Below are 25,239 nucleotides of genomic sequence, written 5' to 3'. Positions count from 1 at the left end.
AGTACATTGTAATATTCATAGTAGAAAAGGGGTTCTGTATATGAAGAAATTGTTAAGTGTATTGGTAACTATTACTGTGATGGCAATAGCGAGCTATAGTCTTATGAAAGTACTATTATATTATGCGAATAAGTCTGCTGGAGTAAATACAGTAGCACAAATAGAAGAGGTGCAGGAGAAGAAGAAGACACTCGATTTTGTTCGTACGACACATGAAAGTTATAATAATTTCTTGAATTATGGCAAGGCAGAGAAATATACAGATGGGGATTGGAAACATTTTAAACAATGGTTTCAAGAGCAAGAAGCCTCTTTAAAAAATATACATAAAGAAATAAAAAATGAAAAAATAAAACGCGATGTGAATAGAAGTTATGAAATTGTAAAAAAAGGTGTGGAGCTTCAGAATATGGAGTATGTAATCTATGCTCATCGCGTATATCATGACTTAGATATACTTGTGAATAAAAATAAAGGCGAAACGAATATATGGGGGTATACAGAGTTTGGAGATGGGAAGAATATAAAAGTGATTGAACAAGTGATACAAGCAAAGTAGTAAGCTAGCTAGAATTCTAGTTAGCTTATTTTCTTTGAGTACGATTGGTGAGGGAGGGCGTATGGGAGGCCTCCGTTCGTTAAAATTTTACGATATATTTGCATTGTTCATATATTTTTCACAAAAACAACGTGTTAATAGTGATTAAAATCACAATATGTATTATACAATTCAGTTAAACTAAAAACAGTTAAGGAAATAGAGGAGTGGGATACAATGTTAAGTGCAAAAACAATTGAAATCGTAAAGTCAACAGTACCGTTATTACAAGAAAAAGGCGTTGAGATTACAACGAGATTTTATCAAATTTTATTTTCGGAACATCCGGAGTTATTGAATATTTTCAACCATACGAACCAGAAAAAAGGAAGACAACAACAAGCATTAGCAAATGCTGTTTATGCAGCTGCAATGTACATTGATAATTTAGAAGCTATTATTCCAGTTGTAAAACAAATCGGTCATAAGCATAGAAGTTTAGGTATTAAAGCAGAGCATTATCCAATAGTAGGTACATGCTTACTACGAGCGATTAAAGAGGTCGCAGGCGCACCTGATGAAGTTTTAAATGCATGGGGAGAAGCGTATGGCGTCATTGCTGATGCATTCATTAGCATTGAAGCGGGTATGTATGAAGAAGCTGCACATAAAGAAGGTGGGTGGAAAGATTTCCGCAACTTTGTGATTGTTAAAAAAGTGAAGGAAAGCGACGTTATTACATCATTTTATTTAAAACCTGAAGATGGCGGGAAAGTTTCTTCATTCATCCCAGGACAATATGTAACGATTCAAATAAATATTAAAGGTGAGACATATACACATAATCGTCAATATAGCTTGTCTGATGCTCCAGGAAAAGAATATTATCGTATTAGTGTAAAGAAAGAAAAAGGTGTAGATACACCAGATGGTAAAGTATCTAATTACTTACATGATCATGTAGGGGAAGGAGATGTCTTACCAGTAAGTGCACCAGCGGGAGATTTCGTATTAAATATGGAGTCAACATTACCTGTTGTACTAATTAGTGGTGGAGTAGGTATTACACCGCTGATGAGTATGTTAAATACGTTAATTGAACAAGAATCAAAGCGTAATGTATGCTTTGTTCATGCGGCGATAAATAGTAATACACATGCGATGAAAGAGCATGTTGAGACAGTAGAAAAAGAGTATGAACAAGTTAAAGCATATACTTGCTATTCTTCACCGACAGAGCAAGATGTGGAAATGAAGAATTTTGCTCAAGAAGGATTCATTGAACGTGAATGGTTACAAACTATTATTCCAACGACTGAAGCAGAATTTTATTTCTGTGGTCCAGTACCATTTATGAAACATATAAATGCTGCATTAATTGATTTGGGTGTTAAACAAGAGAACATTCATTATGAATTTTTCGGTCCCGCAGCAAGCTTACAATAGGTTAACGTTGCCAAGCAAAAAACGAGGTATTATTTTACCTCGTTTTTTGCTTGTTCTCTAAGTAAGCGATTTACTGTTTCGCGGCGTACACCTATGAGCTGACCAATTTCAGTTTGTGTTAATATTTCATAAATAGGGATGTCACCTAAATAAAAGGTGAACCACTCTTGTAAACGATGAAGGCGCTCTTTAGGAGAGACAGTTGTCAATTGATCGATACGCTGTTGCATCATTCTTAACTTCGATTGTAATTGTATAGCGATATTTTCATATGATGCAGGATTTGCCTGAAGTTTGTCGTACCATTCATTGCTAATTATAGGCTCCACTTCTGTTTTCATTAAAGCCATAGCTGTACCGTGATATTCCTTCGGTGAAATTAAAGAATGGTGAGGTATCGTTTCACCAGGAACGATAATATTAAATAAAAATGGTGTTCCGTCTGCTTCTAACCGAATAACTTTTAATAAACCTGTTTTTATAAAATATAATGGACCGTCCTCACCTTGACGGAATAATACATCTCCCTTATGTAGAATCAATGTTAGCCCCCCATTAAAACATTTCTATTTCTTATATTTTAGCGTATATGTATAAAGATAATATGCTTTTTAAACAGCAATTTCATTGACGAAATGTATGCTATTACAGTAGTATACTATTTAGTGTGTAATAGTACTAGCAATGAATACGCTGTAGGGGGTTTAGTATATTGTTAGATGCGATGAAGATGACGGATATGAGAATTCCGGCGAATGCTATCATTCATGTAGAAGAGATGAAAGGTGGAGTCGTTTTATCCGTTGAAATAGACGGCCAAATTATTTATACGATGGCTTATGATGAAGAAACAGATAGTTATGCTGAATTATATGATCGAAACGATAAGAGGGCGTGCCAAGTACATGAAGACTTTATGGGATGGTCACTTCTTCACTAAAAAGATGTCAATATGACATCTTTTTTTATTGAATCGATAGATTATACAAAGAAATGAAATATAAGGATAAAATTTGTAATAAATGATTTTGCATTGTTAGCACTTTGTAACTGTAAGATAACTGTTTTTTCGCTATCATAAGGATAACAGTCATAGCTATAGGAGTGATCAACTTGAAGAAAGTACATATTTCAAATTTTATGCTATTAAGTGTTTGTTTAGTTTTATTTGTTCTCCTAGGAGCCTTTTTATATTCATGTGTATAAGAAAAAACGCATTCTAGAAAGAACGCGTTATAAAAATGAAGTAATGATTAATCTAGTTCCAAGAATAATTAATGTGATACGTAATAAATTGATTACTGCATTACCGCTTAATTTCGTGTTAATATAAGCCCCGATTTTTCCGCCAATCCATGCACCAGGAATAAGAATTAATGCATAAGCCCAGCTGACATTTCCTAGAGAGATGTGAGTTAAAGAACTTACAATTGCTGAGAGAAATACGATAAACATTGAAGTTGCTACAGCAATGTGTGCTGGGAACGCAAAAAGAAGCATCATCGCTGGCACAAGTAAGGCGCCACCACCGATTCCGAATAATCCGGATATAAATCCAACTATAAAGGCAATAAAGATAGCAAGAAATGGTGGAAATTGATAGTCTACAGTATTTCCTTCGTTATCTGTAAAAGATCGCTTAATTACAGTCATATTTGATAGGGAAAGAGGTTTCAATTTGTCTCGTAGTATAAGAAGAATGGAGACGAATATAAGAAAAATTCCAAAGTATAAAGAAAATGTATCTTGGTTTAAAAATTTGTTTGCCCATGATCCGATAATGCCACCAGGGCCACTCCCGATAAATAAAATAAGTCCACTTTTATAATCTACCCGTTTATGTTTCATATAAGTAAGGGTAGAAGCTAGCCCTGTAAAAACGACTGTTACCATAGAAGTTCCTACTGCGAGTTGTGGTGATAAACTGTGTAATCCAATTAATAACGGAACGATAATAATTCCGCCTCCAAGTCCGACTAGGCTCCCGACTGTCCCGGCGATTAATCCGATGAAAAGTAACATGATGTATTCCAAAATTGCCAACTCCTCTATATAACTTATCCATCAATCATTATACACGCTTTTTAATAAGAAATAGGCATGTTCACAAAAAAGTCGTCTTCCTAGAAAAATAAGGAAGACGACTTTTGATTAAAAGATTAAGTGTAATAAGTAGTAAAATAATGCAGCTAAAGAAGCTGAAATAGGAAGTGTAATAACCCATGTAATTAACATGCGTTTTGCAGTTCCCCATTTTACACCTTTCACACGATGTGAAGCACCAACTCCTAAAATAGAAGAAGAGATAACGTGCGTTGTACTAACCGGTAAGTGAATGAATGTTGCGCCGAAAATAACAAGTGATGATGATAAATCAGCAGCTACACCATTTACAGGACGAATTTTCATAATTTGTCCACCGACAGTTTTAATAATTTTCCATCCACCGACAGAAGTACCAAGACCCATTGCGATTGCACAACATAATTGTACCCAGAACGGGATGTCGTCAGAAGTATGATAGTTATTGGCCATAAGAGCCATCGTAATGATTCCCATTGCTTTTTGTGCATCATTTGTACCGTGCGTATAAGCTTGTAATGCAGCGGTGAAAATCTGGAATATACGGAAGTTCTTGTTCGTTTTCGTTAAGTTAAAGTTTTTAAAGACCACTTTAAAAATACTATATACGATGTAACCAATAACAAAGGCGATAATCGGTGAAATGATTAAAGCTTCAAGAATTTTTATAAACCCTTTATAGTTTAATGAGCTAATACCAGCAGCAGCAATTGCTGCACCTGCGATTGCGCCAATAATCGCATGAGAAGAACTACTTGGAATACCATAGTACCAAGTAATCAAATTCCAAGCTATTGCCGCAAGCAAAGCAGCTAAAATTACAAGAGAACCATTTTGCAAGGCAAATGGGTCAACGATATCTTTTGTAATCGTTTTTGCTACACCTGTAAATGTCATCGCACCTAAAAAGTTCATAATAGCTGCCATAATAATTGCATGTCTAGGCTTTAGAGCTTTCGTTGAAACAGCCGTTGCAATAGCGTTTGCTGTATCGTGAAATCCATTGATAAAGTCAAAAGCTAAAGCGCAAATGACTACTAAAACGGTCAGTATCAAGAGTGTATCCATGATCAAACTCCTTACGCGTTCTTCATAATGATTGTTTCTAATACGTTTGCAACGCTTTGACAGCTATCAGCTACTTCTTCAAGCTCTTCGTAAATCTCTTTAAATTGAATAATCTTAATCGGATCTTTCTCACGAGAGAATAAGTGCTTAATCGCATGACGGCGAATATCATCACATTGTGACTCGTAATCCTTAATCTTAATCGCATTTGTACGAATATCGACTAATTTCTTTTTAGACAGTAGTTCAACAGAATTTGCAATCTCAATTGCACATTGATTAATTGCTTCAACGAATTTAATCATGTATTCATCAGCTTCTGTAATAGAATACATTTCGAATAGACCAGCACTGTGATCTAATCCGTCTAATACATCATCCATACTCATTGCAAGTTGTAGGATGTCTTCACGTTCAATAGGAGTAATAAACGCTTTGTTTAGCTCCATAATGATTTCGTGAATGAATGAGTCACCTTTTGACTCATACTCTTTCATGCGCATAGAAAACTCTTTTAAATCGCTAGCATTTTTAATTTTATACTCCACGAAAAACTGCGCGCCTTCTTTTAAATTTTCGGAAACGTTCATAAGCATTTCAGAAAATTTATCTTTTTTTGATTTAAAGACCATTATTGTTACCCCCACAAAAGTAATATATGTAAAATATATTGGCTAATCAATTCTAACAAAAAACTGTCGTTTTTTAAAACATTTTATCGAAAAGTTTACAAAAACTTAACATAACTCTCATTGTTGTATTAATAATATTAATACTCAACAATGAATATCTTACTTGTAGAATGTCCTTTTCTTGCAAAAAGTATGAATGTGAAAGAAAAGCTTTACACTATAGGAACGACTACGTTATTATAATAAATTTAAAAGGAGGTATATTCTTCCTTTTAAAAAGAAGAGTGTAAACAAATGAAGGAAGTGAACCAATGAAATTGAAGAACACTCACTTAAAAAAAACGCTTGAGTGGTTCAATAAGAGGAAGAAACTACGCAATTCATTAATTGTATTGGGAAGTTTACTTGCTACTCTATTTATTGTTGTAAATATAATAATTTCCATTCAAGATATATCGGAATTAAAACAAGCTGTTCCACAACCGACTTTAATTTATGATGCAAATAATGAAGTTGCGACTAAATTAGCTTCTTCTAAAACAGAAGGAGTCAAAAGGAAAGATATTCCTGATATTATGGTTCAAGCAATTGTTGCAGTAGAAGATAAGGAATTTTTTAGTCATCATGGTATTTACTATAGTGGAATTATAAGTGCTGTATTTAAGAACATTACAGCTGGTGAAGTTGTGGCAGGTGGTAGTACAATTACACAACAACTTGCTAAAAATGTATTTTTAACGCAAGACCGTACATTCTCGCGTAAAATAAAGGAATACTTTCTAACGAAAAAAATAGAACGTACTTATACGAAAGATGAAATTGTTGAAATGTATATGAATCAAATTTATTTTGGTGAAGGTGCTTGGGGGATAAAAAGAGCAGCTAAATCTTATTTTGATAAAGAAGTAAAAGACTTAACGATTTCAGAAGCTGCAACGATTGCAGGATTAATTAAAGCGCCATCTGCGTATTCGCCGTATAAAAACTTTAATAAATCAATTGAAAGACGTAATGTCGTATTAGGTTTAATGAAGGAGCAAGGATATATTTCTGAAGAACAATATAATCAGGAGAAAGAATCAGGTCTTGTATTACGACGTGGTGTTGACGATAAATATAAGGGGAAATATTCCCAATACGTAGATTATATTGTTAGAGAAGCGATGGACAAGTATGAATTAACACAAAATGAAATTTTAGCAGGTGGCTATCGTATTTATACGGAACTTGACTCGAAAAAACAACAAGCGGTTGAAGATGTTGTGAATAATGATAGTTATTTTAAAGATAGTGGCTCAGATCAGCTTATGCAAACTGGAGTGGTCCTTATGAATCCAAAAACTGGCGGTGTTCCGGCTTTAGTTGGAGGCAGAGGTCCTTATCAATTTTTGCAGTTTAATCATGCAACACAATTAAAAAGACAGCCAGGTTCAACGTTAAAGCCTCTTGCAGTGTATGTACCAGCGTTAGAACAAGGATATGAAGTATACGATGTCTTAAAAGATGAACCGTTTAATATTAAAGAATATGCACCACAAAATAGTGATCATACGTTCCATGGTAATGTGACGATGTATGAAGCGGTGGCAAAGTCATATAATGTTTCAGCAGTTTGGTTATTAGAGAAAATTGGATTAGATAAAGGATTGAAATCTTTAGAGCGGTTTGGTATTCCATTAGAGCCTGAAGACCATACGTATCCGATTGCTTTAGGAGGTATGCATGTAGGGACTTCACCATTTGTAATGGCTCAAGCGTATAGCGCACTTGCAAATGATGGTGTCCAAGTAGAAGCTCATGCCATTAGAGAAATCCAAAATGCTGAAGGGGAAACAATTGGAAAATGGTATAAGAAAGAAACTCGTGTGACGAACGAGAAAGTTGCCCAAAAGATGACATACTTATTAAAAGGTGTTATTGAAAGGGGAACAGGTGAAAAAGCGAAAGTTAATAATATCGATACCGCAGGCAAGACAGGGACTACCCAGCTTGTAAATGGACCAAGCACTGGTGCGAAGGATTCGTGGTTTGTTGGATACACACCGGATTTAGTAGGTGCGATTTGGGTAGGGTATGATAAAACGGATAGTGAGCATTATGTGCCAGGAGGCAGCCAAATTACAACGACAATGTTCCGGGATATTATGAAGAAAGCGAATGGAAATCCAACTCAAAAGGCATTTCAGTTATCACTAATACCTGAGGCGGATTATACAAAACAATTAAAAACGATTGAGGAAGAAAAACGAAGGAAAGAAGAAGAGAAAAAACGAAAAGAAGAGGAACAACAAAGAAAAGAACAGCAAAATGAATGGATAGACAAAGTGAAAGAGTGGATTCCATTTTGGTAAAAAAAGAGGCGAATAACGAGTTCGCCTCTTTTTTATGAGAAATGAGCGGTTTTATCTCGGTTCAAAATGTGGCAACAGAAAAGAAGTTAGGTGAGAATCGAGCTGCCTATAAAAATTTGATGGGTTTAACTTAATAATCCGTGGGGATGGGAAAAGCGCCACGGATTAAAGCTTCAGTTTATTTATTTAGCGTAACATTGGTCCTACCGAAGGATTGAGAATCATACGTGACGGTTATTATTCCTTTACTAATAGGTTCATATGGCAATTCCTCTTCGAAACTTCCAGTATTTTCATTATGGATAGAGAGTGTTATTTCATCAACGTCTTTATTTTTATATTGATCTTTAATCGTTTCAGCGATTTGAAGTAGGTTTTCATAACTAGAAGCTTCTGTAATAAGCATTCCTTTTATAACTTTTTTTTTATTTTGTGTGGAAGAGGGATACGGGATGTTGTTTTGTTTTGTATAAAGAAGTTCGTATGGAATTGTTTTTCTTTCTGCTTTTGAAACATTTGAATAGTTTAGAGTTAAAAGAAACCCTATACATAAAATTATGCATACCATAAGAACAAACCAAAAACGTGTCAGTGATATAATTCGCATTGTCATCCCTCTTTCATGTCTTTGTCTTCACTATTCATCATACAAAAAGAGGATTAAGCTAGAGTAAATTTGAAGTAAAGAAACGTAAAGAAGGAGCACTTATCCTCCAAAATAAGTGCTCCTTTTTATTAAAAGAAAGATTTAACATACAATCAAAATAATACAAATTACTATAAATCAAACATTCTTGGTCGTTCAAAAATAAAATGAAAACTAAAATTAGTAAATTCGGAAGACTGATAGTGTAGCTGTTGTGTCACCAGTGTTAGGGATGGAAATAGTATTTACTGTAGGTTGTACAGAGATTGTTGTACCAGCTGTTAAAGTAACAATTGTGGAGAAAGAAACCGCACTACCGATAACGTTAGTTGAAAAATTACGAGTAGGTGGTTGACCGTTGAATGAAATACCGAATCCAAATGGTGAAGAACCCGGGAAGGTCGTAGATGCTGAGAAACTAATATCGTATACTCCTGTTTCTAAAATAGTTAAAGTATCTGAAGTGTCATTAAAAATGAGATTATTTAGTTCGAAAACTTGATTAAATTGGATATTCGTTCCAGGTGATATAGTTTGTGGATTAGAATTTCCTATTGCTGCTATAGTTACAGGGAGTGGTGTGCCCGACGGTCCAGTAGCACCTTGAGCACCAGTAGCACCAGCCGGACCTTGAGCGCCTTGAGCACCTTGAGCACCAGTAGCACCAGCCGGACCTTGAGCGCCTTGAGCACCTTGAGCACCAGTAGCACCAGCCGGACCTTGAGTGCCTTGAGCGCCTTGAGCACCAGTAGCACCAGCCGGACCTTGAGCACCTTGAGCGCCAGTAGCACCAGCCGGACCTTGAGCGCCTTGAGCACCTTGAGCACCAGTAGCACCAGCCGGACCTTGAGTACCTTGAGTACCTTGAGCACCAGTAGCACCAGCCGGACCTTGAGTACCTTGAGTACCTTGAGCACCTTGGGCACCAGTAGCACCAGCCGGACCTTGAGCGCCTTGAGCACCTTGAGCGCCAGTAGCACCAGCCGGACCTTGAGTACCTTGAGCGCCTTGGGCGCCTTGAGCACCTTGGGCACCAGTAGCACCAGCCGGACCTTGAGTACCTTGAGTACCTTGAGCACCTTGGGCACCAGTAGCACCAGCCGGACCTTGAGCGCCTTGAGTACCTTGAGCACCTTGGGCACCAGTAGCACCAGCCGGACCTTGAGTACCTTGAGCACCTTGAGCGCCAGTAGCACCAGCCGGACCTTGAGCACCAGCCGGTCCTTGAATACCTTGTGGTCCTTGAAGTCCAGTAGCACCTTGAGCACCAGCCGGTCCCTGAGTCCCTTGAATACCTTGAGGTCCTTGAGGTCCTTGAGGTCCAGTAGCACCCCGAGCGCCAGCCGGTCCTTGAGGTCCAGTAGGTCCAGTAGGTCCTATTGTTCCTCCACCAAGGCAACCTGATCCATATTGAACTAGGATAGCTTGAATTTCTGTAATGAGCTTAACTAGTTTATCGATAGTACAGCAATCGATTTTGAATAACTTAGCAATATACAATAAATAATTAAGCAAACTTTGTAGTTCAACGTACAATGCTCCGCATGAGAAAGGTGAGGACTTTAGGATAGTTAATAAGTTAGCAATAATAGAACTACCAATCTTTTCTTGTGCAGGTGATAAATTTAAGCAACTGAGGAATTTTTGAAGATTATTCAGGAGAGTAATTAGTTTATCGATGTTATCTTGAGAAGGGTTTTGAAATACAGCTTGAATACTTTGACCAAGAGCTTGAAGAAGTCTAGCATACTCTTTTAGTTCTGCCTTAGAGATGTTAATATAACTGCAAGCTCTTACTTCGCAACAATCATTACCATAAAACACTTTCCCTTTATTTTTGTTGGACATTTGTTCATTCCTTTCTTTTATAGAATAAATAGTCGTGACTATATAATAAAATGAAAACTAAACTGAATTCGTGAGGGACAAACTACTATTTCTAAAAAAATAAGAAGTTTACCTATCTTGTAAAACAAAGAACAATTAAGAGATAGAGAAAGATTTATATGAGTTAAAAAAGAATAGGTTAGAATAAAAAAACTGCACGCAAATTGTTAGATTATATCTAACAATTTGCGTGCAGTTCGTGGAACAGCCCAACCTTTTTAATGATTAATCCGTTCATAGTTCGCTTTAGGTAAAATTGGAATAGAAATAGTGAAAGTTGTACCGTTTTGATTACTAGACATTTTTAATGTACCGTTATGATTTTGAATAATTTTCTTCGTTACTGACAAGCCCAGTCCTGTTCCTGAATCTTTTGTTGAGAAGAATGGATCAAAGATATATTCTTGAATAGCTGGAGGAACCCCAGTTCCGTTATCTGTGAAAGTAATCCGAACAAAGTTATCTAGGCGATAACTAGAGATTTGAATGGAAAGAGGTCTTTCGCCTCGAGCATCGATAGCATTTTGAAATAAATTTAAAAAAACTTGCACAAGTTCATGACGATCGATATTGACAAGTACACCATCTAATTCCGTAGAAAATTCATAGTCAATAGAAATGTTGTGTAAAAAAACTTCACTAGCAAGTAGTTGTTGAATATATTCGCGTAAAAACGTATTGATGGGAAAAGGTTCTCTAGTAAATTCACGCGTTTTTGAAATGGCTAAAAATTTTGTGATAATACTATTTGCACGATCTAGTTCAGGAATGAGTAGACTTTTAAACAATTCTTTATTGGATGGAGAAACGTTATCTTGTAGAAATTGCAAGTATCCACGTACCGTTGTAAGGGGATTTCGTACCTCATGAGCAATCCCAGCTGCGATTCGTCCTGCTAATGAAAATTTTTCTGCATCACGTTCTGTGTTTAAATAATGGAAGACACTAATAACTCTAAAAATCTCTCCGTTATAATCCCGAATAATTCGATTGTTTAAAATACCATAGTTTTTGTCTAACACTTCTTCATTATATATTTCTGTTCCTGTTCTTAATGTTTCAATCGCTTTAATTTGTTCTTCTGGCAAGTTTAGTAATTGTTGAATTGGCTTTCCAATTATATCATTTCGTACTACACCAAAATCATCTGCTGCAGCTTGATTACATAAAGTTATATTTCCTTTACTATCAACAAAGGTGACATGATGTGAAAAAGCATCAAAAATATGAACAAAGTATGTTTCAAGTTGTTCAAATAAAAATAATGAATCGCAAGTAAGTTGAAAATCAGCCTTTTTATTCTCTTTTTGTATGTTTTGAATGGAATGAGTCGTTCTCGTTTTCTTTATTTGTAAACCAATATGTGGATTTTTGTATGTGAAATGATGTGGTAATTGATTCACAAGCTCTTCATATAACCGCACTTTATTTTCTAGTTCTTCTATTCGTTTTTCATGAGATACAATATCATCGTTTGGAAGCATAAATAAATAACCCCTCAATTTAAAAATTCTTCCATTTAGTATATCATATTTTTATACGGATACTCTTAAAGAAGGGGCTACTTAATGAAATTGATTAGCTGAAATGTCCGGGAAGTGAGTAGAATGGATAGAAGGTGAAGTTAAAAAGGGAGGGATATATTTGCTTTTCATTGGAGTGACAGGGTGGGGAGATCATGATTCTTTATATATAAATCCCTATGAAAATAGAAATAAATTGCGAACTTATAGTGAACATTTTCCCATTGTGGAAGTAGATAGTTCATTTTATGCGATACAACCTGCGCGGAATTATACAAAATGGGCGATGGAAACGCCGAAAGATTTTTCTTTTATAGTAAAAGCCTATCAAGGAATGACAGGACATATGAAAGGGGAAATCCCTTTTTCTACGTTCGATGAGATGTTTGATGTGTATAAACAATCCATTCTTCCTTTAATAGAAGCAAATAAATTAAAAATGATTTTATTTCAATATCCACCATGGTTTGATTGTAAAGTGAAAAATGTAGATTTACTTCGATACACGAAAGAAAAAATGGAAGATTTACCATGTGCAATAGAATTTCGAAATCAAACATGGTTTTATCCAGAAATGAGAGATAAGACGTTACAGTTTTTAGAAAAAGAAAACTGGATTCATACAATTTGCGATGAGCCTCAGGCTGGAATAGGATCAGTACCGCTTATATTAGAGGCAACAAACTCGGACATGGCGTTAATACGTTTTCATGGCCGAAATATTCATGGTTGGCTGGATAAAGGAGAAAATTGGAGAGCGGTTCGCTGTCTATATCGTTATAATAGTAAAGAATTGGCGGAATGGGTAGAACGATTAGAGCGATTGAAAAAGAAGACGAAGGATATATTTGTATTGTTTAATAATAATTCGGGCGGAGATGCAGCGGATAATGCGAAACAGCTTATGAAAATGATGAACATTACATATGGTGAGCCGAAGCCTGAGCAATTAAATTTGTTTGAATGATGATAAACAAGAAAGGCACTGTACAAACAGGGGGAATGTACAGTGCCTTTCTATATGAAAAAGAGGGGTAACAATGTTACTGAGCGTTTGGTTGATTCATCAATTGTTGGCTTCATAATAAATGATAATGGTTATCATTATCATAGTCAATAGTTTTTCGGAAAATAAATAAAAAACTTTTTATCCCGCTATTTACGGCAGTAAAACTCCTACCTCAAAATTCGGCTGGAGTAAAGAAGTTAGGTGGGAGCCCTGCTGCCCGTAAACGCCCGATTGGTGAAGGCTAATAATCAGTGGGGGATGAACAAAACCCCCACTGATTAAAGTTTCACTTTATATTTTAAATAGTAATAAAAAAAGAACAGCAATTACTGCTGTTCTTTTCCATTGATGATTTGTTGTAAATCAAAAGGAGTTATCGCTTGGATAAATTCCTTTGAGATAAGTGTTTGAACGAGAGTGCTTTCAGAAATTGTAGCACCTGTTTTCTTTTCATAAGATTTCTTTAATAAATCAAGTTTTTCAGCCGTTTCTTTCGGTAATTCAATTGTTAATGTGTTCATAATTTCTCCCCCTTACTATTAGAGTACCACTACAGTATAGGAGAGACAAGAAAAGAGAATATGAAACATAAAAAAGGTTACCAAATTTACAAATGGTAACCTTTTTATGTATAAGAGTTATTAAGCAATACCGATATACTTTAAAGTTTTGGATGGAGTACTGTGATCAAAGAAGTGTTGTAAAAATGCAATATCAACACCTGATTTGTATGCACAATAGCCCCAAGTTTTTCGAAGTGTATGTGAGCTAATCCCTTCTAATCCAACTTCTTTTGCAGCTTTGTTTAAAATGTACCATGCATGTTGTCTCGTAATAGACTTTGTTCCTTTTTGAGACTTTAATAATGGTTCATTACGTTTCCAAGTTTTACGTTCTTTCATGTAGTCTTCGATTGCGTGCTGTAAGTCTTCATTTACAGCAAACCATTTATGTTTCTTTACTTTTTCATTGTAAAATAAAATGGAATGGCGAACATTTTCGTCTTCATCGATTACATCACTAACTTTTAATTGTAAGATTTCACTTACTTTTAAGCCAGAATTTACAGCTAATACGAATAATAAGCCATCACGTTTCGAAGATTGTAAAAGTATATTTTTGATAGTTTCTAATTGTTTTTCATTTTGAATAGGTTGTCCTGCTTGTTTCATTTCACGCACTCTCCTCTTTTATATGTGTAAAGGAAAGGATTAACTTGTTTCTTACTATAAAGGGAGAGTGTGAATTTCATGTGAACTCCTAGTGAAATTAAGACAAATTATTTGACTTCTTTTACTTTTTGTAAATTAAAATAAAATACAACGCTATTAGTAGTATTATACACGCCGTATTCAGCGTGATGGAGATCTAAAATATTTTTTACAATGGATAACCCAAGGCCAGTACCTCCAGTATGACGGCTACGAGAAGCGTCTAAACGGTAGAAGCGATCCCAAATTTTTTCAAGGCTTTCTTCTGGAATAGGATTACCTGTGTTTTCAATTTTGATTTTCACTGTATCTTCCGTTTCTATAACAGAGACGTGTATTTTTTCACCATCTGGAGTATATCGAATTGCATTGCTAAGTAAGTTTACAACGACTTGCTCAATACGGCTACGATTTGCTTTAACAAATAGAGAAGAGTCAGCATGGATGTTCACTTGTAAATGTTTTTCCTCCATGCTAAATAATAATTTTGTATAGACTTGTTGAATTAATTCACCGATCGAGAATGTCGACATTTCTAGTTTGTACGTACCTGATTCTAGTTTTGCTAATTCTAACATTTCAACAATGAGCCTGTTCATATTATCTGTCTCTTCCAAAATAACATTTGTATAATATGTCGTATCTTTACTTACGCCATCTTGAATACCTTCAGCGAAGCTACGAATAACACTAAGTGGTGTTTTTAATTCATGAGATACACCAGAAATGAATTCTTTTCTCGTTTTTTCCAATTGACGTTCGCGTTCAATATCTTGTTGTAATTTTGTATTGGCAACATTTAATCGGTCGATTCGATCTTTTAAATTTACAGAGAGTGTATTAATACCACTTGATAACCCGCCAATTTCATCGTCTGCCGTAACAGGTAACTTCTCGCTAAAATCAAAGTTGGCCATTTTTTTTGTAACACGATTTATCTTAATTAATGGTTTAACAATGATTTTTGAGTAGTAGAAGGATAACAAAATAATAACGAGAAACACGATAATTAAGGCATAGACATAATAATCTTTTAAAACGAGCATCGCTTCATTAACAGGTTGTAAAGATGCTATCACAAAAGCGTAATCCTTAATTTTTCCGTTTTCCATAATAGGCTTTACAAAGACACTGTTTTTTATATTTTCCCCACTATCTAAAATATACGTGTTTAATTGATTTGAATTAGAAGTACCTTGTCTAATAGTGCTTGCAAAATATTCAACAGCTTGTAATGTTTCAAAATCATTTGCAAGGCGAACCTCAGATTTGGAAGGGATATGTAATTTAGATATCACACCGGTAAAACTGATCTGAGACGTAGTTTTATATCGATTTGTGAGTCTATTTTTAGAGGGGTTACCACTAATTGATTGAAAATCCGAATTGCCATTTTCATTTCGCCATCGATTATAATTAGTCGTCAGTTCTAGTGGCGTTATTATATTATCTTGTAAAAATCCCTCTACGTGAATCATGCCCTCTTTTTTTAAGCCTAAATTTTCGAATTTATTATATTCTTCGGGTGTTAAAAGATTATTAAGTGGGATGGAATAGGTTTTATTGTTATTAGGGTTAATTACCTCAATGTAGTAATTGTCTTCACTTTTAATAATGCCGTTAGAATCTAAAAATTGCATTTCAGCATTCGTTTTATCGTGAAATTCTTGTTTTAGCTTTCTGATTTCCTCAAAACTTTTGTCGCTTTTTTCATAATTATCTACGAATTTTTCAAAAGCCGTTTGAACGGTTTTTATTTTTTTATTAATATAAAACTTCTCTAAAAATAGAGATTGTCCAAGGAAAAAAAGGAGAAATATGATTGTAAATAAAGTTGATGTTAATAAAAATAGTTTAAAGACGATGCTTCTGTTCTTCACTGTTTCACCTCGTATGAAAAATACTGTAATATAAATGATTTCTTAATTATAACAAAGGTTACAAAAAAGTAGAGGGGATAAATCTGTCTCTCTCTAAAGTAGTTTTTTATAGAAAGTCACATAAAGAGACGGTACAGTGACTATAGAAGTATTTTAGCATAAAAAAGAACTCGCCGGACGTATGACGAGTTCTTTAGTGTACTATTGCTGAATTGCTGCATCTAAAGCGATTTCAATCATTTCGTTAAATGTAGTTTGACGCTCTTCAGATGTTGTTTCTTCACCAGTGAAGATATGGTCGCTTACTGTTAATACAGATAATGCATTTACACCATATTTAGCTGCTAATGTGTAAAGAGCAGTCGTCTCCATCTCTACTGCTAATACACCGTAATCTGCAAGTTTTTTAACCATGTCCATGCTCTCACGATAAAATACATCTGCTGTTAATACGTTACCAACACGAACGTGTAATCCTTTTTCTGTTCCAGCATCGTAGGCTTTCTTTAAAAGATCAAAGTTTGCAGCAGGAGCAAAATCAAAACCCGGGAATGTTAAGCGATTCATATTAGAATCTGTACAAGCCGTCATCGCAATAATAACGTCACGTACCTTAACATCTTTTTGAATTGCACCACATGTCCCAACACGAATTAAATTTTTCACTCCGTAGCTTTGAATTAATTCGTTTACATAAATAGAAATAGAAGGAACACCCATGCCTGTACCTTGAACAGATACACGCTTTCCTTTGTAAGTTCCAGTGAAACCTAACATGCCACGCACGTTATTATAACAAGTAACATCCTCTAAAAATGTTTCAGCAATATATTTTGCACGTAATGGATCACCAGGTAATAGAATAGATTCAGCAATTTCGCCTTGTTTTGCTTCAATATGTACACTCATGAAAAATCCTCCTTATAATGTATTGATAGAAATCAATATCATTTGCATTATACACTACGACTCCTTTCAATTAAAATCTTTTTTATTTGTAATATGTGCAAAAGAGGAGGATTTCATAAATCATAATCTAGAATATATATTTAAGAGGTTTTGCATGGATAAAGACAATAAAAATGGTAGGTGATATTTTGAAAAATCTTGTCATTGGGCTTATTGCACTAATACTTATTGTGGCAGGAGGATTTTACATAAAAAAATATCAAGAAACTGTAGAAACGACCGGAGATGTTCAAGAAGTGAAATGGGATGTGAAAAATAAAAAGGGAAATGAAAAAGCCGATATTTCGTTTCAATTGCTAAATAAAATGAATAATGAAGTTCGTGGTGTGAATGATCAAATTCGAGCAGTGATAGTGGATGGGAATTTGAAAAACATACAACAAACGAAGCCTATATTTGCTGGAAATGGATCGTATAAGCTATCTTCAGATGTAGCAAAAGGTGAAGGGTACACGATATTTTTGTATGAAAATGAAAACAAGTCCGTGGAATCATTTGCTAAGAAAGATTTTGGTGAAGAAAAAAAGGAGACAAATAAGGACAAGAATAAAAAGAAGCTACCTGTCGATACTGTACTTACAAAAAATATAGGAGAGCATCAAGTGTCTCTTTTATTTGGTGCATTACATCCGAATGAGGCAACGACATTAACATTTCAGTTTCAAGCGAAAAAGGGAGAAAAGCTGAAATTAAATTCAGGAAGAGGAGAAGTTGACGCTCTATATATCGTTGATGAAACGAGGGAACATTTTTTATATGCGATTCCTGTTGATATGGATGAACAATTACAATATCGTATTACCTTTCCAGAAGAAGGAACATATAAAATATGGGGGGATTTCTATATAAATGGTAAGAAGTATGAAAAGGAGTTTAGTATACAAGTGCAAAAACGAAAAAACAGCTAAGTACTTAGCTGTTTTTTCGTTTTCCTATTAATTTTGTTACAGAGAGCATTGTAATTGGTAAAGAATGATTCTTTCGAAATGCTAAATATTTTCCACTCCATGCAGGTTTGTATTTTTCTTTAAAATGTCGTAAACCGCTAAAGCTATATGTGTAACGAACGTTATTAAATATTGCAGCAGCAACTCGTTCAGACCAGAACGATTGCGTTGATAAACCGACATTTGAGAGTGGTGCCATACCAATATTAAAGGAATGGTATTCATTTTCTTTTGCCCAGTGGAATAAGTGGATAAAAATTGCATCCATAATTCCGCTAGGTGCATCTGGATAATAACGCATTAAATCAACAGATAATATGCCACTTTGATATACTGGCATAAAGGTTGTGAATGCAATGATTTTTCCTTCTGCATCAGATAATGTAGCGATAGGGGCACGACTAATATATTCACGATCGAAGTACCCAAGTGAAAATCCCTTCTCTTTTTTTCCGCCGAGCCAAGCATCAGACACTTTCTTTAATTCCTCGTATAATTCGTCTGAGAATGGTGGCTTATGAATAGAGAATGTATAACCTTCTCGTTCAAAACGGTTGAAAGTAGCTCGCATACCAGCACGTTTTTTTCCTGTTATTGTAAACGCATTTAAATCAACGACAGCCTCTTCGCCAAGTTTAAAGAAGTTGTAGCCGAAATCGTGGTATAAGCTCATCCATTTGCTTTCAATTTGATAGAATACGCAAATATATCCAAATCGATCTGCTTCAGCTAAAAACTCTTGCAACACAGTGCGGTAGGAGGATGGATCACCAATTGGATCACCTAGTACAACAAGACGTTTTCCAGTAATTGAAAAGAGAAGAAGTGCTTTTCCGTCACTACTGAAGAAGAACTGTTTATCTCCTAAAAAACCTAAATGACTAAGTACGTTCCCGCCATGTTCATCTAAGAAGTTTTCTAACCTTTTATCATTAGCTGGTTGCCCGGGAAATTGACTACGGTAACGGTTAGCAATTAGTGAACCGATAAGTAAAAAAGTAGGAACGAAAAAGGCTGCTGCTAATGCACTTCGTTTAACTTGTGTAATATTTCGAACGACAAAATCAGGTTGGAATGCTTCTTTTGCACCCGCAAATAAAATACCTAAGTTTTTATATAAATATAACGTGAGTAATAAGAAGATAAAAACTTTTACGATGTCAGAAAGAGAGACTTCCATTTTCTCACGTACAAATCTTTTACGAAGCATATACAACACAGCAAGTACGATTAATAAAATAAAGGTTTCTTCAATATCAATTCCTTTTAGGGTATTAAAGATTGCTGCTCCAATTAAAGAAACAATCGTCATATAGTAAGAACGCTTTGTTCCATAATATATTCCTCGCGAAAGAATCAGGAGGAGAATACCGAATGTTAATGATAAGCTAAAAGAAAATTGAATAAGGTGCTTTGGAGCTAAAATATGTAAGGCGTGAGCTCGATTTATACTAGTCGGTAAAATTGTTGATAGAATAACCATTAAGCCAGCGAATACTGTTAAAGCGGCGGATGCCCATGAACCTAATTTCCCTAAAAAATCACGTTGTAAAGTCCAAATTACACCAGTTGTTTCTAACGCAGGTGCAATAAATGGTTTATCTTCAATTTTTTTTATGGCAGCTCCTGTCATTTCAAAGGCTGCAAAAATGAGACCTAGGCAGAATGGTAAGATGTAGTAGACAAGTCGGTATAATAACATAGCAGGTAGTAATACGCCTGTATCAACGCCGTATTGTCCTAGTCCAGTTAAGAAAACAAGGTCAAATGAACCAAGGCCACCAGGAACAAGACTTACGACACCAGCTAAAGCAGCAATTACGTAAACACCTAAAAACTTTTGAAATTCGATATCAATTCCAAACAATATTAAAATGACGTACATAACGATACCGGCAGATACCCACTCGACTAATGAAACTAATGAATATAAAACAGTTGGATTTTTCTCTTCTTCTTCTTCCTCTTGTCCGTCTAGCTGTTTTGTTTTTCTATTTTTAATTTTAGAAAACCCAATATATATAGGAACGAAAAGAGCAAAGAAGATAAGAACAGGCCATAACCACGGTTTTTCGTGCAGAATAAAACTAGTGTCTAATATTCCAATAAGGCCGAGGAATGACAGAATGGCTAATCCATTAATAAAAGCGGTTGTCATCCAAGCAATACTTTTAATAAGTTTTCCATTATCTTTTATATGCGGACGATATAGCATTGTACGTACACCGGCACCAACAAGACCACCAAAACCGATAAATCCATTTAAAGTGTTGGCAATCCATGAGATGCGGAAGATCTTTTGTACAGGTATATCTGCTTTTAAGTAACGAAGCATAACAAAGTCATAAAAGAACATTGTTGAAACGGCAAATGCACCGAGTGTAATCGCTAAAAATACCCCACCAGTTGGAATGTTTTTAATTGTTTCAATTGCTTCTAAAAAAGAAATGCCTGCTAATTCTTTTTTAGCTTGAAAGAAAACAATTGTTAAGACAACAAATGGGAAGATTATTTTCCCGATTTGTAAGAAACGTTTCCATGAAAACGACATAAATACAACTCTCCTTGTGTAAGAAAACTGAGACAATAATATTATTATGACAAACTTCAAGAAAAATAAAAAGGTAAATTCCTGTATAGGGAAGCTATTTTTTATATAGGCTATATTTAAAAGAATATTTCGTTTATTAGAAAATTGAGTTAAGATAAGGTGAAAGAAGGAAGAGAGGGGAAGTAGATGATTATAATAGGTTATGCAGGATATGAGTTAGAAAAAGCAAAACCGAATACATCAGAAGATTTTTTTAATAGATCTGAAGTAACATATATATTAAATAATCAAGAGAAAACCTTTTCTGTCTTATATGTTCGATATTTTGAAGAAATTTTACAAGAAATTATCCCTTTTGAAGGAAATCCAGTTTATAAAGTAGAAGAACAAGACGTATATTTACGAGATATTGTAGCGATCGCTTGTTTAGTGAAAGATAAAGAGCTACGCGCGCAGAAGCGCTTGTATCTCAATGAAGTAACAGAATTTCAACGATACTTTGATGAGGGAACAGTGGTGAAAGTACAAGAAATATTAGCTGAATTACATAAAAATAAGAGAGTAGAAATAGCGTAAAACGGCAAAGGAGAGAGAAGCCATGTCTAATTTGATGGTTGAAAATCAAACAGAACAAGTTTCTATATTTTTAGAAGATGTAATTTCCTTGATAACTAATTATGTAAATTATCATACGTTACCTTCTTTATTGGAGGAGACACCAACAGGAAACGAGCAATATTATAAAGGGATATTAGCGTCAATAAGAAGACTTCTTGTTTTTTGTGAAGAAGGACTTGATGCATGTTTTGTTTTGCTGAATAGCCAACCATTTCGAAAGACCGCAGCTGAAACAGTTTTATATAAGATTTACCATCAAGTAATTGCAGAGTTTTTTTCGCCAAAGAATGATCATTGGTATGAAAATAGTCGTTCTGCTTATACAGGGAAAAATTCTATTGTTTTTCAGCAAATCCCCCCTGGTTCTATAGAACGAATAATGAAGGATTTAGAAGGGAAATTTCAATTGATGCGTGAAGAACTAGAATATTATGAGACAGATTACCAAACAAAAATGTTGCACAAATATTAATTAAGGAAAAGAAGCTAAGGAAACTTAGCTTCTTTTCCTTTTGTCCAGTTATATAAGGGATTTTAATTGAATATAGTTAAAGTGGATAGCATCAAGGAGGTGTGACATGAGTCAGCAAGGTGTATTTACAGATTACTTTCATGAAGTAGAAAGCTGGTGTGAAAGTGTTCTTCAAGTATTAGATAGCCGTGCAATGGAAGTGTATGATGTCCATATGCTTGCTTATAAAATTCAAACGTTATTAGAGCGTATGAAAGAGCATGAATACGACACAGATGCCGAGTTTATGTATGAAATAAGTGATGATGTAGAACATATTCAACACCATTTACAGGAAGTATTTATGCAAGAAGGAGAGGAATATGAACTATGTGAAAGAGGGGATAGCGAACGAGCTGTTCCGATTGGGGGGCATACCCTTCCACCATTACCTTATCCATATAATGCGCTAGAACCGTACATTTCACGAGAAATTATGATGTTACACCATGATAAACACCATCGTAGTTACGTGGAAGGATTAAATAAAGCAGAGAAGATGATGGAAGAAGCGAGAAAAACAAATCAATTTGATTTAATTAAGCATTGGGAAAGAGAAGCGGCTTTTCATGGATCAGGTCATTACTTACACACGATATTTTGGAATAACATGAAAAAAGATGGTGGTGGAAGTCCGAGAGGGGCTTTTTCACAACAAATTGAGCAAGATTTCGGAAGTTTTTTACGTTTTCAAAAACATTTCACAGAAGCAGCTTCTAAAGTAGAAGGTTCAGGCTGGGCGATTCTCGTTTGGGTCCCCCGATCTGGAAGGTTAGAAATTTTGCAGAGTACACTTCACCAATTGTTTACACAATGGGATACGATACCGCTCCTTGTACTAGATGTATGGGAACATGCGTATTATTTACAATACCAAAATCGAAAAGATGAATATATTAAAAACTGGTGGAATGTTGTAAATTGGCCTGATGTAGAAAAAAGATTTGAAACTGCGAAACAAATTGAATGGACACCATATTAGACGCAAATTTCCTGCGTCTTTTTTAATGGAAGCAGCAGGAAGATTTCGTTCATATTTTAAAAGGCCAAGCATACACTTGTACAAAAAGTGCCAAAAGGACGTGGGGGAAATATGAGACGAATTTGTGTAATCATTACGCTTCTTATTATGTACGCAAGCGTTATGCCGATTCCTACATATGCAAAGATGAACAGCAATGTCAGTGCTCGAAATGCTGTATTAATGGAGCAAGGTTCTGGTCGTGTATTATACGGAAAAGCAGAACATGAGCCACAAAAAATTGCTAGTATAACAAAAATTATGACAGCCTTGTTAGCTGCTGAATCAGGAAAAATGAAAGAAATGGTAGCAGTTAGTAATGAAGCAGTCAGGGTGGAAGGATCGGCAATTTATTTAAAGCCTGGACAGAAAGTGAAGCTAGAGGATTTAGTATACGGACTTATGCTTAGATCAGGTAATGACGCAGCGCAAGTAATTGCTGAAAATGTGGGAGGGAGTATAGAGGGGTTCGTATATTTAATGAATGAAAAGGCGAAACAAATTGGAATGAAAGATACTCACTTCTCAAATCCTCATGGTTTGGATGGAGATGGATCACATTACTCTTCGGCCTATGATATGGCACTATTAACGAAATATGCAATGGGGAACGAGACCTTTAAGGGGATTTTTGGCACAAAAACGTATAAATCAGATTCATGGGATTATCCGTGGAAAAATAAACATAAGCTTGTGACATCCTATTATGAATTTGCAACAGGGGGAAAGACAGGTTTTACGAAGAAAGCAGGACGGACGCTTGTCACAACAGCTTCAAAAGATGGACTAGATTTAATTGTCGTAACTTTGAGTGCTTCTAGTGACTGGGATGATCATATGAATTTGTTTGATAAAGGATTTGAACGCTATAAGCAAGCGAAAGTTTTAGGACAAGGCGCACTCGCTGAAATAAATGAAAAGAAATATGCCAATCATGTTTATACGAAAAATAGTTTTTCTGTTCCTTTAACTGAAGAGGAAAGAAAGAGTGTGTTATTGAAAGTTGAGTTCGATAAAAGTGCAAAACTTACTGATGGAGTAAAGATTGGGAAGACAGAAATTTATGTAGGAAACGAGAAAGTTGGAGAACGAAATTTGTTTTACAGTAAACGAAAGTTAGTAGCTACAACGGGAATGTACTGGAATAATGTGAAAGAAATTTTTTCTCACATGATAGGTGTTGGGATAGATGGTTAATCTCGTATGGGCAGCGATGGCGGTCATAGGGATTGTATATGCCATGATAAATGGAACAATGGAAGAAGTAACTAAAGCTGTATTTGAAGGGTCAAAAGACGCGGTAACAATATGTATAGGACTTATTAGTGTTTTAGTATTTTGGCTTGGTTTAATGAAAATTGCAGAGGAAGCCGGGTTGTTAAAGAAGTTAGTTACACTTTTTATGCCGATAGTAAAAAGATTGTTTCCAGAAATACCGAAGGATCATCCGTCAATGGGATTTATTCTATCAAATATGATGGCGAACTTTTTCGGGTTAGGTAATGCAGCAACCCCTCTTGGTATTAAAGCGATGGAACAACTGAAAGAGTTAAATGGAGGGAAGGATTCGGCCAGTCGCTCTATGGTGACGTTTCTAGCATTAAATACATCAGCTATCACATTAATTCCTACGACCGTCATTTCAATTCGAATGACTTATGAATCAGCGAATCCTACTGAAATCGTTGGCGTAACATTCATTGCACAAGTACTCTCTATGATTGGAGCAATCTGGATTGACCGCTATTTTTACCGAAGAAGGAGTAGAAAGGGGCGGAAAAAATGAGTATTGTAAATACCATTTCATTATGGGTAATCCCTTGTGTAATCGGTTTTATCCTTTTGTATGGCACGATAAAGAAAGTGCCGACGTATGAATCGTTCGTTGAGGGCGGAAAAGAAGGGATTCAAATTGCGGTTTCCATTTTGCCGTTTATGGTTGGAATGCTTGTATCTATTTCTATTTTCCGGGCATCAGGTGCTTTAGATGCGATGATATCGGTAATGAAGCCGATGTTAGACTTTATTCATGTACCAGCCGAAATCGTTCCACTTGCACTTATACGTCCGATTTCGGGATCTGCTGGTTTAAGTATTACGACCGACTTAATCGCTACATATGGGCCAGACTCGTTTATTGGTAGGTTAGCTTCAACGATGCAAGGTAGCACAGATACGACTTTTTATATATTAACAGTATACTTTGGGGCTGTCGGTATTAGAAAAATGGGAGATGCATTAAAGGTAGGACTTTTTGCAGATTTAATCGGAATTATTTGTTCAATTGTGTTTGTTTCCCTATTGTTTCGGTAATGCTATTCATTTTTTGCGCTATTTAGCTTATAATAC

Annotated in this window: 24 protein-coding genes; 12 read left to right on the top strand and 12 right to left on the bottom strand. The window is 35.3% G+C overall.

What is annotated here, in order from left to right; translation table 11 throughout:
• Positions 1–40: 40 nt before the first annotated feature.
• Together JFU20_RS07815 and hmpA are read left to right on the top strand one after the other, a co-directional pair.
• Positions 41–559, top strand: a complete 519-nt coding sequence (locus JFU20_RS07815) for a hypothetical protein (RefSeq protein ID WP_002011666.1) — start codon at positions 41–43, stop codon at positions 557–559.
• Between the two features lie 216 nt (positions 560–775).
• Positions 776–1,984, top strand: a complete 1,209-nt coding sequence (gene hmpA, locus JFU20_RS07810) for an NO-inducible flavohemoprotein (protein WP_201038517.1) — start codon at positions 776–778, stop codon at positions 1,982–1,984.
• A 29-nt stretch (positions 1,985–2,013) separates the two neighbouring features.
• Here the strand turns inward: hmpA and JFU20_RS07805 are convergent, their stop codons facing one another.
• Positions 2,014–2,526, bottom strand: coding sequence for a Crp/Fnr family transcriptional regulator (locus JFU20_RS07805; protein WP_002011664.1), 513 nt, complete (start codon positions 2,524–2,526; stop codon positions 2,014–2,016).
• 170 nt (positions 2,527–2,696) lie between these two features.
• Here JFU20_RS07805 and JFU20_RS07800 point away from each other — a divergent pair, with 170 nt between their 5' ends.
• Complete coding sequence (locus JFU20_RS07800) at positions 2,697–2,924, top strand: hypothetical protein (protein ID WP_000883004.1); 228 nt, start codon at positions 2,697–2,699, stop codon at positions 2,922–2,924.
• A 293-nt stretch (positions 2,925–3,217) separates the two neighbouring features.
• Here JFU20_RS07800 and JFU20_RS07795 read toward each other — a convergent pair whose 3' ends face one another.
• From JFU20_RS07795 to JFU20_RS07785, 3 genes are all read right to left on the bottom strand, one after another.
• Positions 3,218–4,018: a sulfite exporter TauE/SafE family protein gene (locus JFU20_RS07795; RefSeq protein ID WP_002086690.1), complete on the bottom strand. Its 801-nt coding sequence runs from the start codon at positions 4,016–4,018 to the stop codon at positions 3,218–3,220.
• Positions 4,019–4,135: 117 nt separating this feature from the next.
• Positions 4,136–5,134 (bottom strand): inorganic phosphate transporter, encoded by a 999-nt coding sequence (locus JFU20_RS07790; protein ID WP_002011657.1) that lies wholly within the window; start codon positions 5,132–5,134, stop codon positions 4,136–4,138.
• Between the two features lie 11 nt (positions 5,135–5,145).
• Positions 5,146–5,766, bottom strand: a complete 621-nt coding sequence (locus JFU20_RS07785) for a DUF47 domain-containing protein (RefSeq protein WP_000231445.1) — start codon at positions 5,764–5,766, stop codon at positions 5,146–5,148.
• Positions 5,767–6,077: 311 nt separating this feature from the next.
• Between JFU20_RS07785 and JFU20_RS07780 the strand changes: the two genes are divergently transcribed.
• The gene (locus tag JFU20_RS07780) at positions 6,078–8,117 is read left to right on the top strand and encodes a transglycosylase domain-containing protein (RefSeq protein ID WP_002166087.1); all 2,040 of its coding nucleotides are present in this window, start codon (positions 6,078–6,080) and stop codon (positions 8,115–8,117) included.
• A 178-nt stretch (positions 8,118–8,295) separates the two neighbouring features.
• Here the strand turns inward: JFU20_RS07780 and JFU20_RS07775 are convergent, their stop codons facing one another.
• The 3 genes from JFU20_RS07775 to JFU20_RS07765 form a co-directional block, all read right to left on the bottom strand.
• Positions 8,296–8,724: a hypothetical protein gene (locus tag JFU20_RS07775; protein ID WP_201038516.1), complete on the bottom strand. Its 429-nt coding sequence runs from the start codon at positions 8,722–8,724 to the stop codon at positions 8,296–8,298.
• A 219-nt stretch (positions 8,725–8,943) separates the two neighbouring features.
• Positions 8,944–10,611 carry a Gly-Xaa-Xaa repeat protein gene (locus JFU20_RS07770; RefSeq protein WP_201038515.1) on the bottom strand — a complete coding sequence of 556 codons (1,668 nt, stop codon included), beginning with the start codon at positions 10,609–10,611 and terminating at the stop codon, positions 8,944–8,946.
• 257 nt (positions 10,612–10,868) lie between these two features.
• Positions 10,869–12,134: an ATP-binding protein gene (locus JFU20_RS07765; protein ID WP_002126365.1), complete on the bottom strand. Its 1,266-nt coding sequence runs from the start codon at positions 12,132–12,134 to the stop codon at positions 10,869–10,871.
• Between the two features lie 160 nt (positions 12,135–12,294).
• Between JFU20_RS07765 and JFU20_RS07760 the strand changes: the two genes are divergently transcribed.
• On the top strand, positions 12,295–13,140 hold the full coding sequence (locus tag JFU20_RS07760) for a DUF72 domain-containing protein (RefSeq protein ID WP_002166082.1): 846 nt from the start codon (positions 12,295–12,297) through the stop codon (positions 13,138–13,140).
• Between the two features lie 368 nt (positions 13,141–13,508).
• Here the strand turns inward: JFU20_RS07760 and JFU20_RS07755 are convergent, their stop codons facing one another.
• The 4 genes from JFU20_RS07755 to deoD all read right to left on the bottom strand — a co-directional run bounded on the left by JFU20_RS07755 (position 13,509) and on the right by deoD (position 17,182).
• Positions 13,509–13,703, bottom strand: coding sequence for a DUF3924 family protein (locus JFU20_RS07755; protein ID WP_002011737.1), 195 nt, complete (start codon positions 13,701–13,703; stop codon positions 13,509–13,511).
• Positions 13,704–13,823: 120 nt separating this feature from the next.
• Positions 13,824–14,354 (bottom strand): tyrosine-type recombinase/integrase, encoded by a 531-nt coding sequence (locus tag JFU20_RS07750; RefSeq protein ID WP_000806230.1) that lies wholly within the window; start codon positions 14,352–14,354, stop codon positions 13,824–13,826.
• A gap of 107 nt (positions 14,355–14,461) precedes the next feature.
• Positions 14,462–16,273, bottom strand: coding sequence for a sensor histidine kinase (locus tag JFU20_RS07745; RefSeq protein WP_201038514.1), 1,812 nt, complete (start codon positions 16,271–16,273; stop codon positions 14,462–14,464).
• Between the two features lie 201 nt (positions 16,274–16,474).
• On the bottom strand, positions 16,475–17,182 hold the full coding sequence (deoD, locus tag JFU20_RS07740; RefSeq protein WP_000110704.1) for a purine-nucleoside phosphorylase: 708 nt from the start codon (positions 17,180–17,182) through the stop codon (positions 16,475–16,477).
• A 173-nt stretch (positions 17,183–17,355) separates the two neighbouring features.
• Between deoD and JFU20_RS07735 the strand changes: the two genes are divergently transcribed.
• Positions 17,356–18,150 (top strand): hypothetical protein, encoded by a 795-nt coding sequence (locus JFU20_RS07735; protein WP_002011742.1) that lies wholly within the window; start codon positions 17,356–17,358, stop codon positions 18,148–18,150.
• A gap of 4 nt (positions 18,151–18,154) precedes the next feature.
• Here JFU20_RS07735 and mprF read toward each other — a convergent pair whose 3' ends face one another.
• The gene (mprF, locus tag JFU20_RS07730) at positions 18,155–20,740 is read right to left on the bottom strand and encodes a bifunctional lysylphosphatidylglycerol flippase/synthetase MprF (protein ID WP_002011743.1); all 2,586 of its coding nucleotides are present in this window, start codon (positions 20,738–20,740) and stop codon (positions 18,155–18,157) included.
• A gap of 186 nt (positions 20,741–20,926) precedes the next feature.
• Between mprF and JFU20_RS07725 the strand changes: the two genes are divergently transcribed.
• From JFU20_RS07725 to spmB, 6 genes are all read left to right on the top strand, one after another.
• Positions 20,927–21,316: a hypothetical protein gene (locus tag JFU20_RS07725; RefSeq protein WP_002011745.1), complete on the top strand. Its 390-nt coding sequence runs from the start codon at positions 20,927–20,929 to the stop codon at positions 21,314–21,316.
• Between the two features lie 22 nt (positions 21,317–21,338).
• Complete coding sequence (locus JFU20_RS07720; RefSeq protein ID WP_002166080.1) at positions 21,339–21,830, top strand: YpuI family protein; 492 nt, start codon at positions 21,339–21,341, stop codon at positions 21,828–21,830.
• A gap of 106 nt (positions 21,831–21,936) precedes the next feature.
• A complete protein-coding gene (locus JFU20_RS07715; protein WP_002011748.1) occupies positions 21,937–22,851 on the top strand; it encodes a superoxide dismutase in 915 nt (304 codons plus the stop codon).
• 111 nt (positions 22,852–22,962) lie between these two features.
• A complete protein-coding gene (gene dacB, locus JFU20_RS07710) occupies positions 22,963–24,087 on the top strand; it encodes a D-alanyl-D-alanine carboxypeptidase DacB (protein ID WP_201038513.1) in 1,125 nt (374 codons plus the stop codon).
• Positions 24,080–24,676 carry a spore maturation protein SpmA gene (gene spmA, locus JFU20_RS07705; protein ID WP_000247803.1) on the top strand — a complete coding sequence of 199 codons (597 nt, stop codon included), beginning with the start codon at positions 24,080–24,082 and terminating at the stop codon, positions 24,674–24,676. Before dacB ends, spmA begins: the two co-directional genes overlap by 8 nt.
• A complete protein-coding gene (spmB, locus tag JFU20_RS07700; protein ID WP_002086660.1) occupies positions 24,673–25,203 on the top strand; it encodes a spore maturation protein SpmB in 531 nt (176 codons plus the stop codon). Before spmA ends, spmB begins: the two co-directional genes overlap by 4 nt.
• The last annotated feature ends 36 nt before the right edge of the window (positions 25,204–25,239 follow it).

It is taken from the genome of Bacillus sp. TH30 (genome assembly GCF_016650875.1).
In the GTDB taxonomy this organism is placed as follows: Bacteria; Bacillota; Bacilli; order Bacillales; family Bacillaceae_G; genus Bacillus_A; species Bacillus_A mycoides.
This window is presented reverse-complemented; position numbering and strand designations above follow the sequence as displayed.

Coding starts and splice junctions, on each gene's coding strand:
- spmB (WP_002086660.1), top strand. CDS start 24,673: ATGAGTATTGTAAATACCATTTCATTATGGGTAATCCCTTGTGTAATC.
- JFU20_RS07715 (WP_002011748.1), top strand. CDS start 21,937: ATGAGTCAGCAAGGTGTATTTACAGATTACTTTCATGAAGTAGAAAGC.
- JFU20_RS07790 (WP_002011657.1), bottom strand. CDS start 5,134: ATGGATACACTCTTGATACTGACCGTTTTAGTAGTCATTTGCGCTTTA.
- JFU20_RS07770 (WP_201038515.1), bottom strand. CDS start 10,611: ATGTCCAACAAAAATAAAGGGAAAGTGTTTTATGGTAATGATTGTTGC.
- mprF (WP_002011743.1), bottom strand. CDS start 20,740: ATGTCGTTTTCATGGAAACGTTTCTTACAAATCGGGAAAATAATCTTC.
- JFU20_RS07725 (WP_002011745.1), top strand. CDS start 20,927: ATGATTATAATAGGTTATGCAGGATATGAGTTAGAAAAAGCAAAACCG.
- hmpA (WP_201038517.1), top strand. CDS start 776: ATGTTAAGTGCAAAAACAATTGAAATCGTAAAGTCAACAGTACCGTTA.
- spmA (WP_000247803.1), top strand. CDS start 24,080: ATGGTTAATCTCGTATGGGCAGCGATGGCGGTCATAGGGATTGTATAT.
- JFU20_RS07785 (WP_000231445.1), bottom strand. CDS start 5,766: ATGGTCTTTAAATCAAAAAAAGATAAATTTTCTGAAATGCTTATGAAC.
- deoD (WP_000110704.1), bottom strand. CDS start 17,182: ATGAGTGTACATATTGAAGCAAAACAAGGCGAAATTGCTGAATCTATT.
- JFU20_RS07815 (WP_002011666.1), top strand. CDS start 41: ATGAAGAAATTGTTAAGTGTATTGGTAACTATTACTGTGATGGCAATA.
- JFU20_RS07765 (WP_002126365.1), bottom strand. CDS start 12,134: ATGCTTCCAAACGATGATATTGTATCTCATGAAAAACGAATAGAAGAA.
- JFU20_RS07775 (WP_201038516.1), bottom strand. CDS start 8,724: ATGCGAATTATATCACTGACACGTTTTTGGTTTGTTCTTATGGTATGC.
- JFU20_RS07735 (WP_002011742.1), top strand. CDS start 17,356: ATGGTAGGTGATATTTTGAAAAATCTTGTCATTGGGCTTATTGCACTA.
- JFU20_RS07750 (WP_000806230.1), bottom strand. CDS start 14,354: ATGAAACAAGCAGGACAACCTATTCAAAATGAAAAACAATTAGAAACT.
- JFU20_RS07720 (WP_002166080.1), top strand. CDS start 21,339: ATGTCTAATTTGATGGTTGAAAATCAAACAGAACAAGTTTCTATATTT.
- JFU20_RS07780 (WP_002166087.1), top strand. CDS start 6,078: ATGAAATTGAAGAACACTCACTTAAAAAAAACGCTTGAGTGGTTCAAT.
- JFU20_RS07755 (WP_002011737.1), bottom strand. CDS start 13,703: ATGAACACATTAACAATTGAATTACCGAAAGAAACGGCTGAAAAACTT.
- dacB (WP_201038513.1), top strand. CDS start 22,963: ATGAGACGAATTTGTGTAATCATTACGCTTCTTATTATGTACGCAAGC.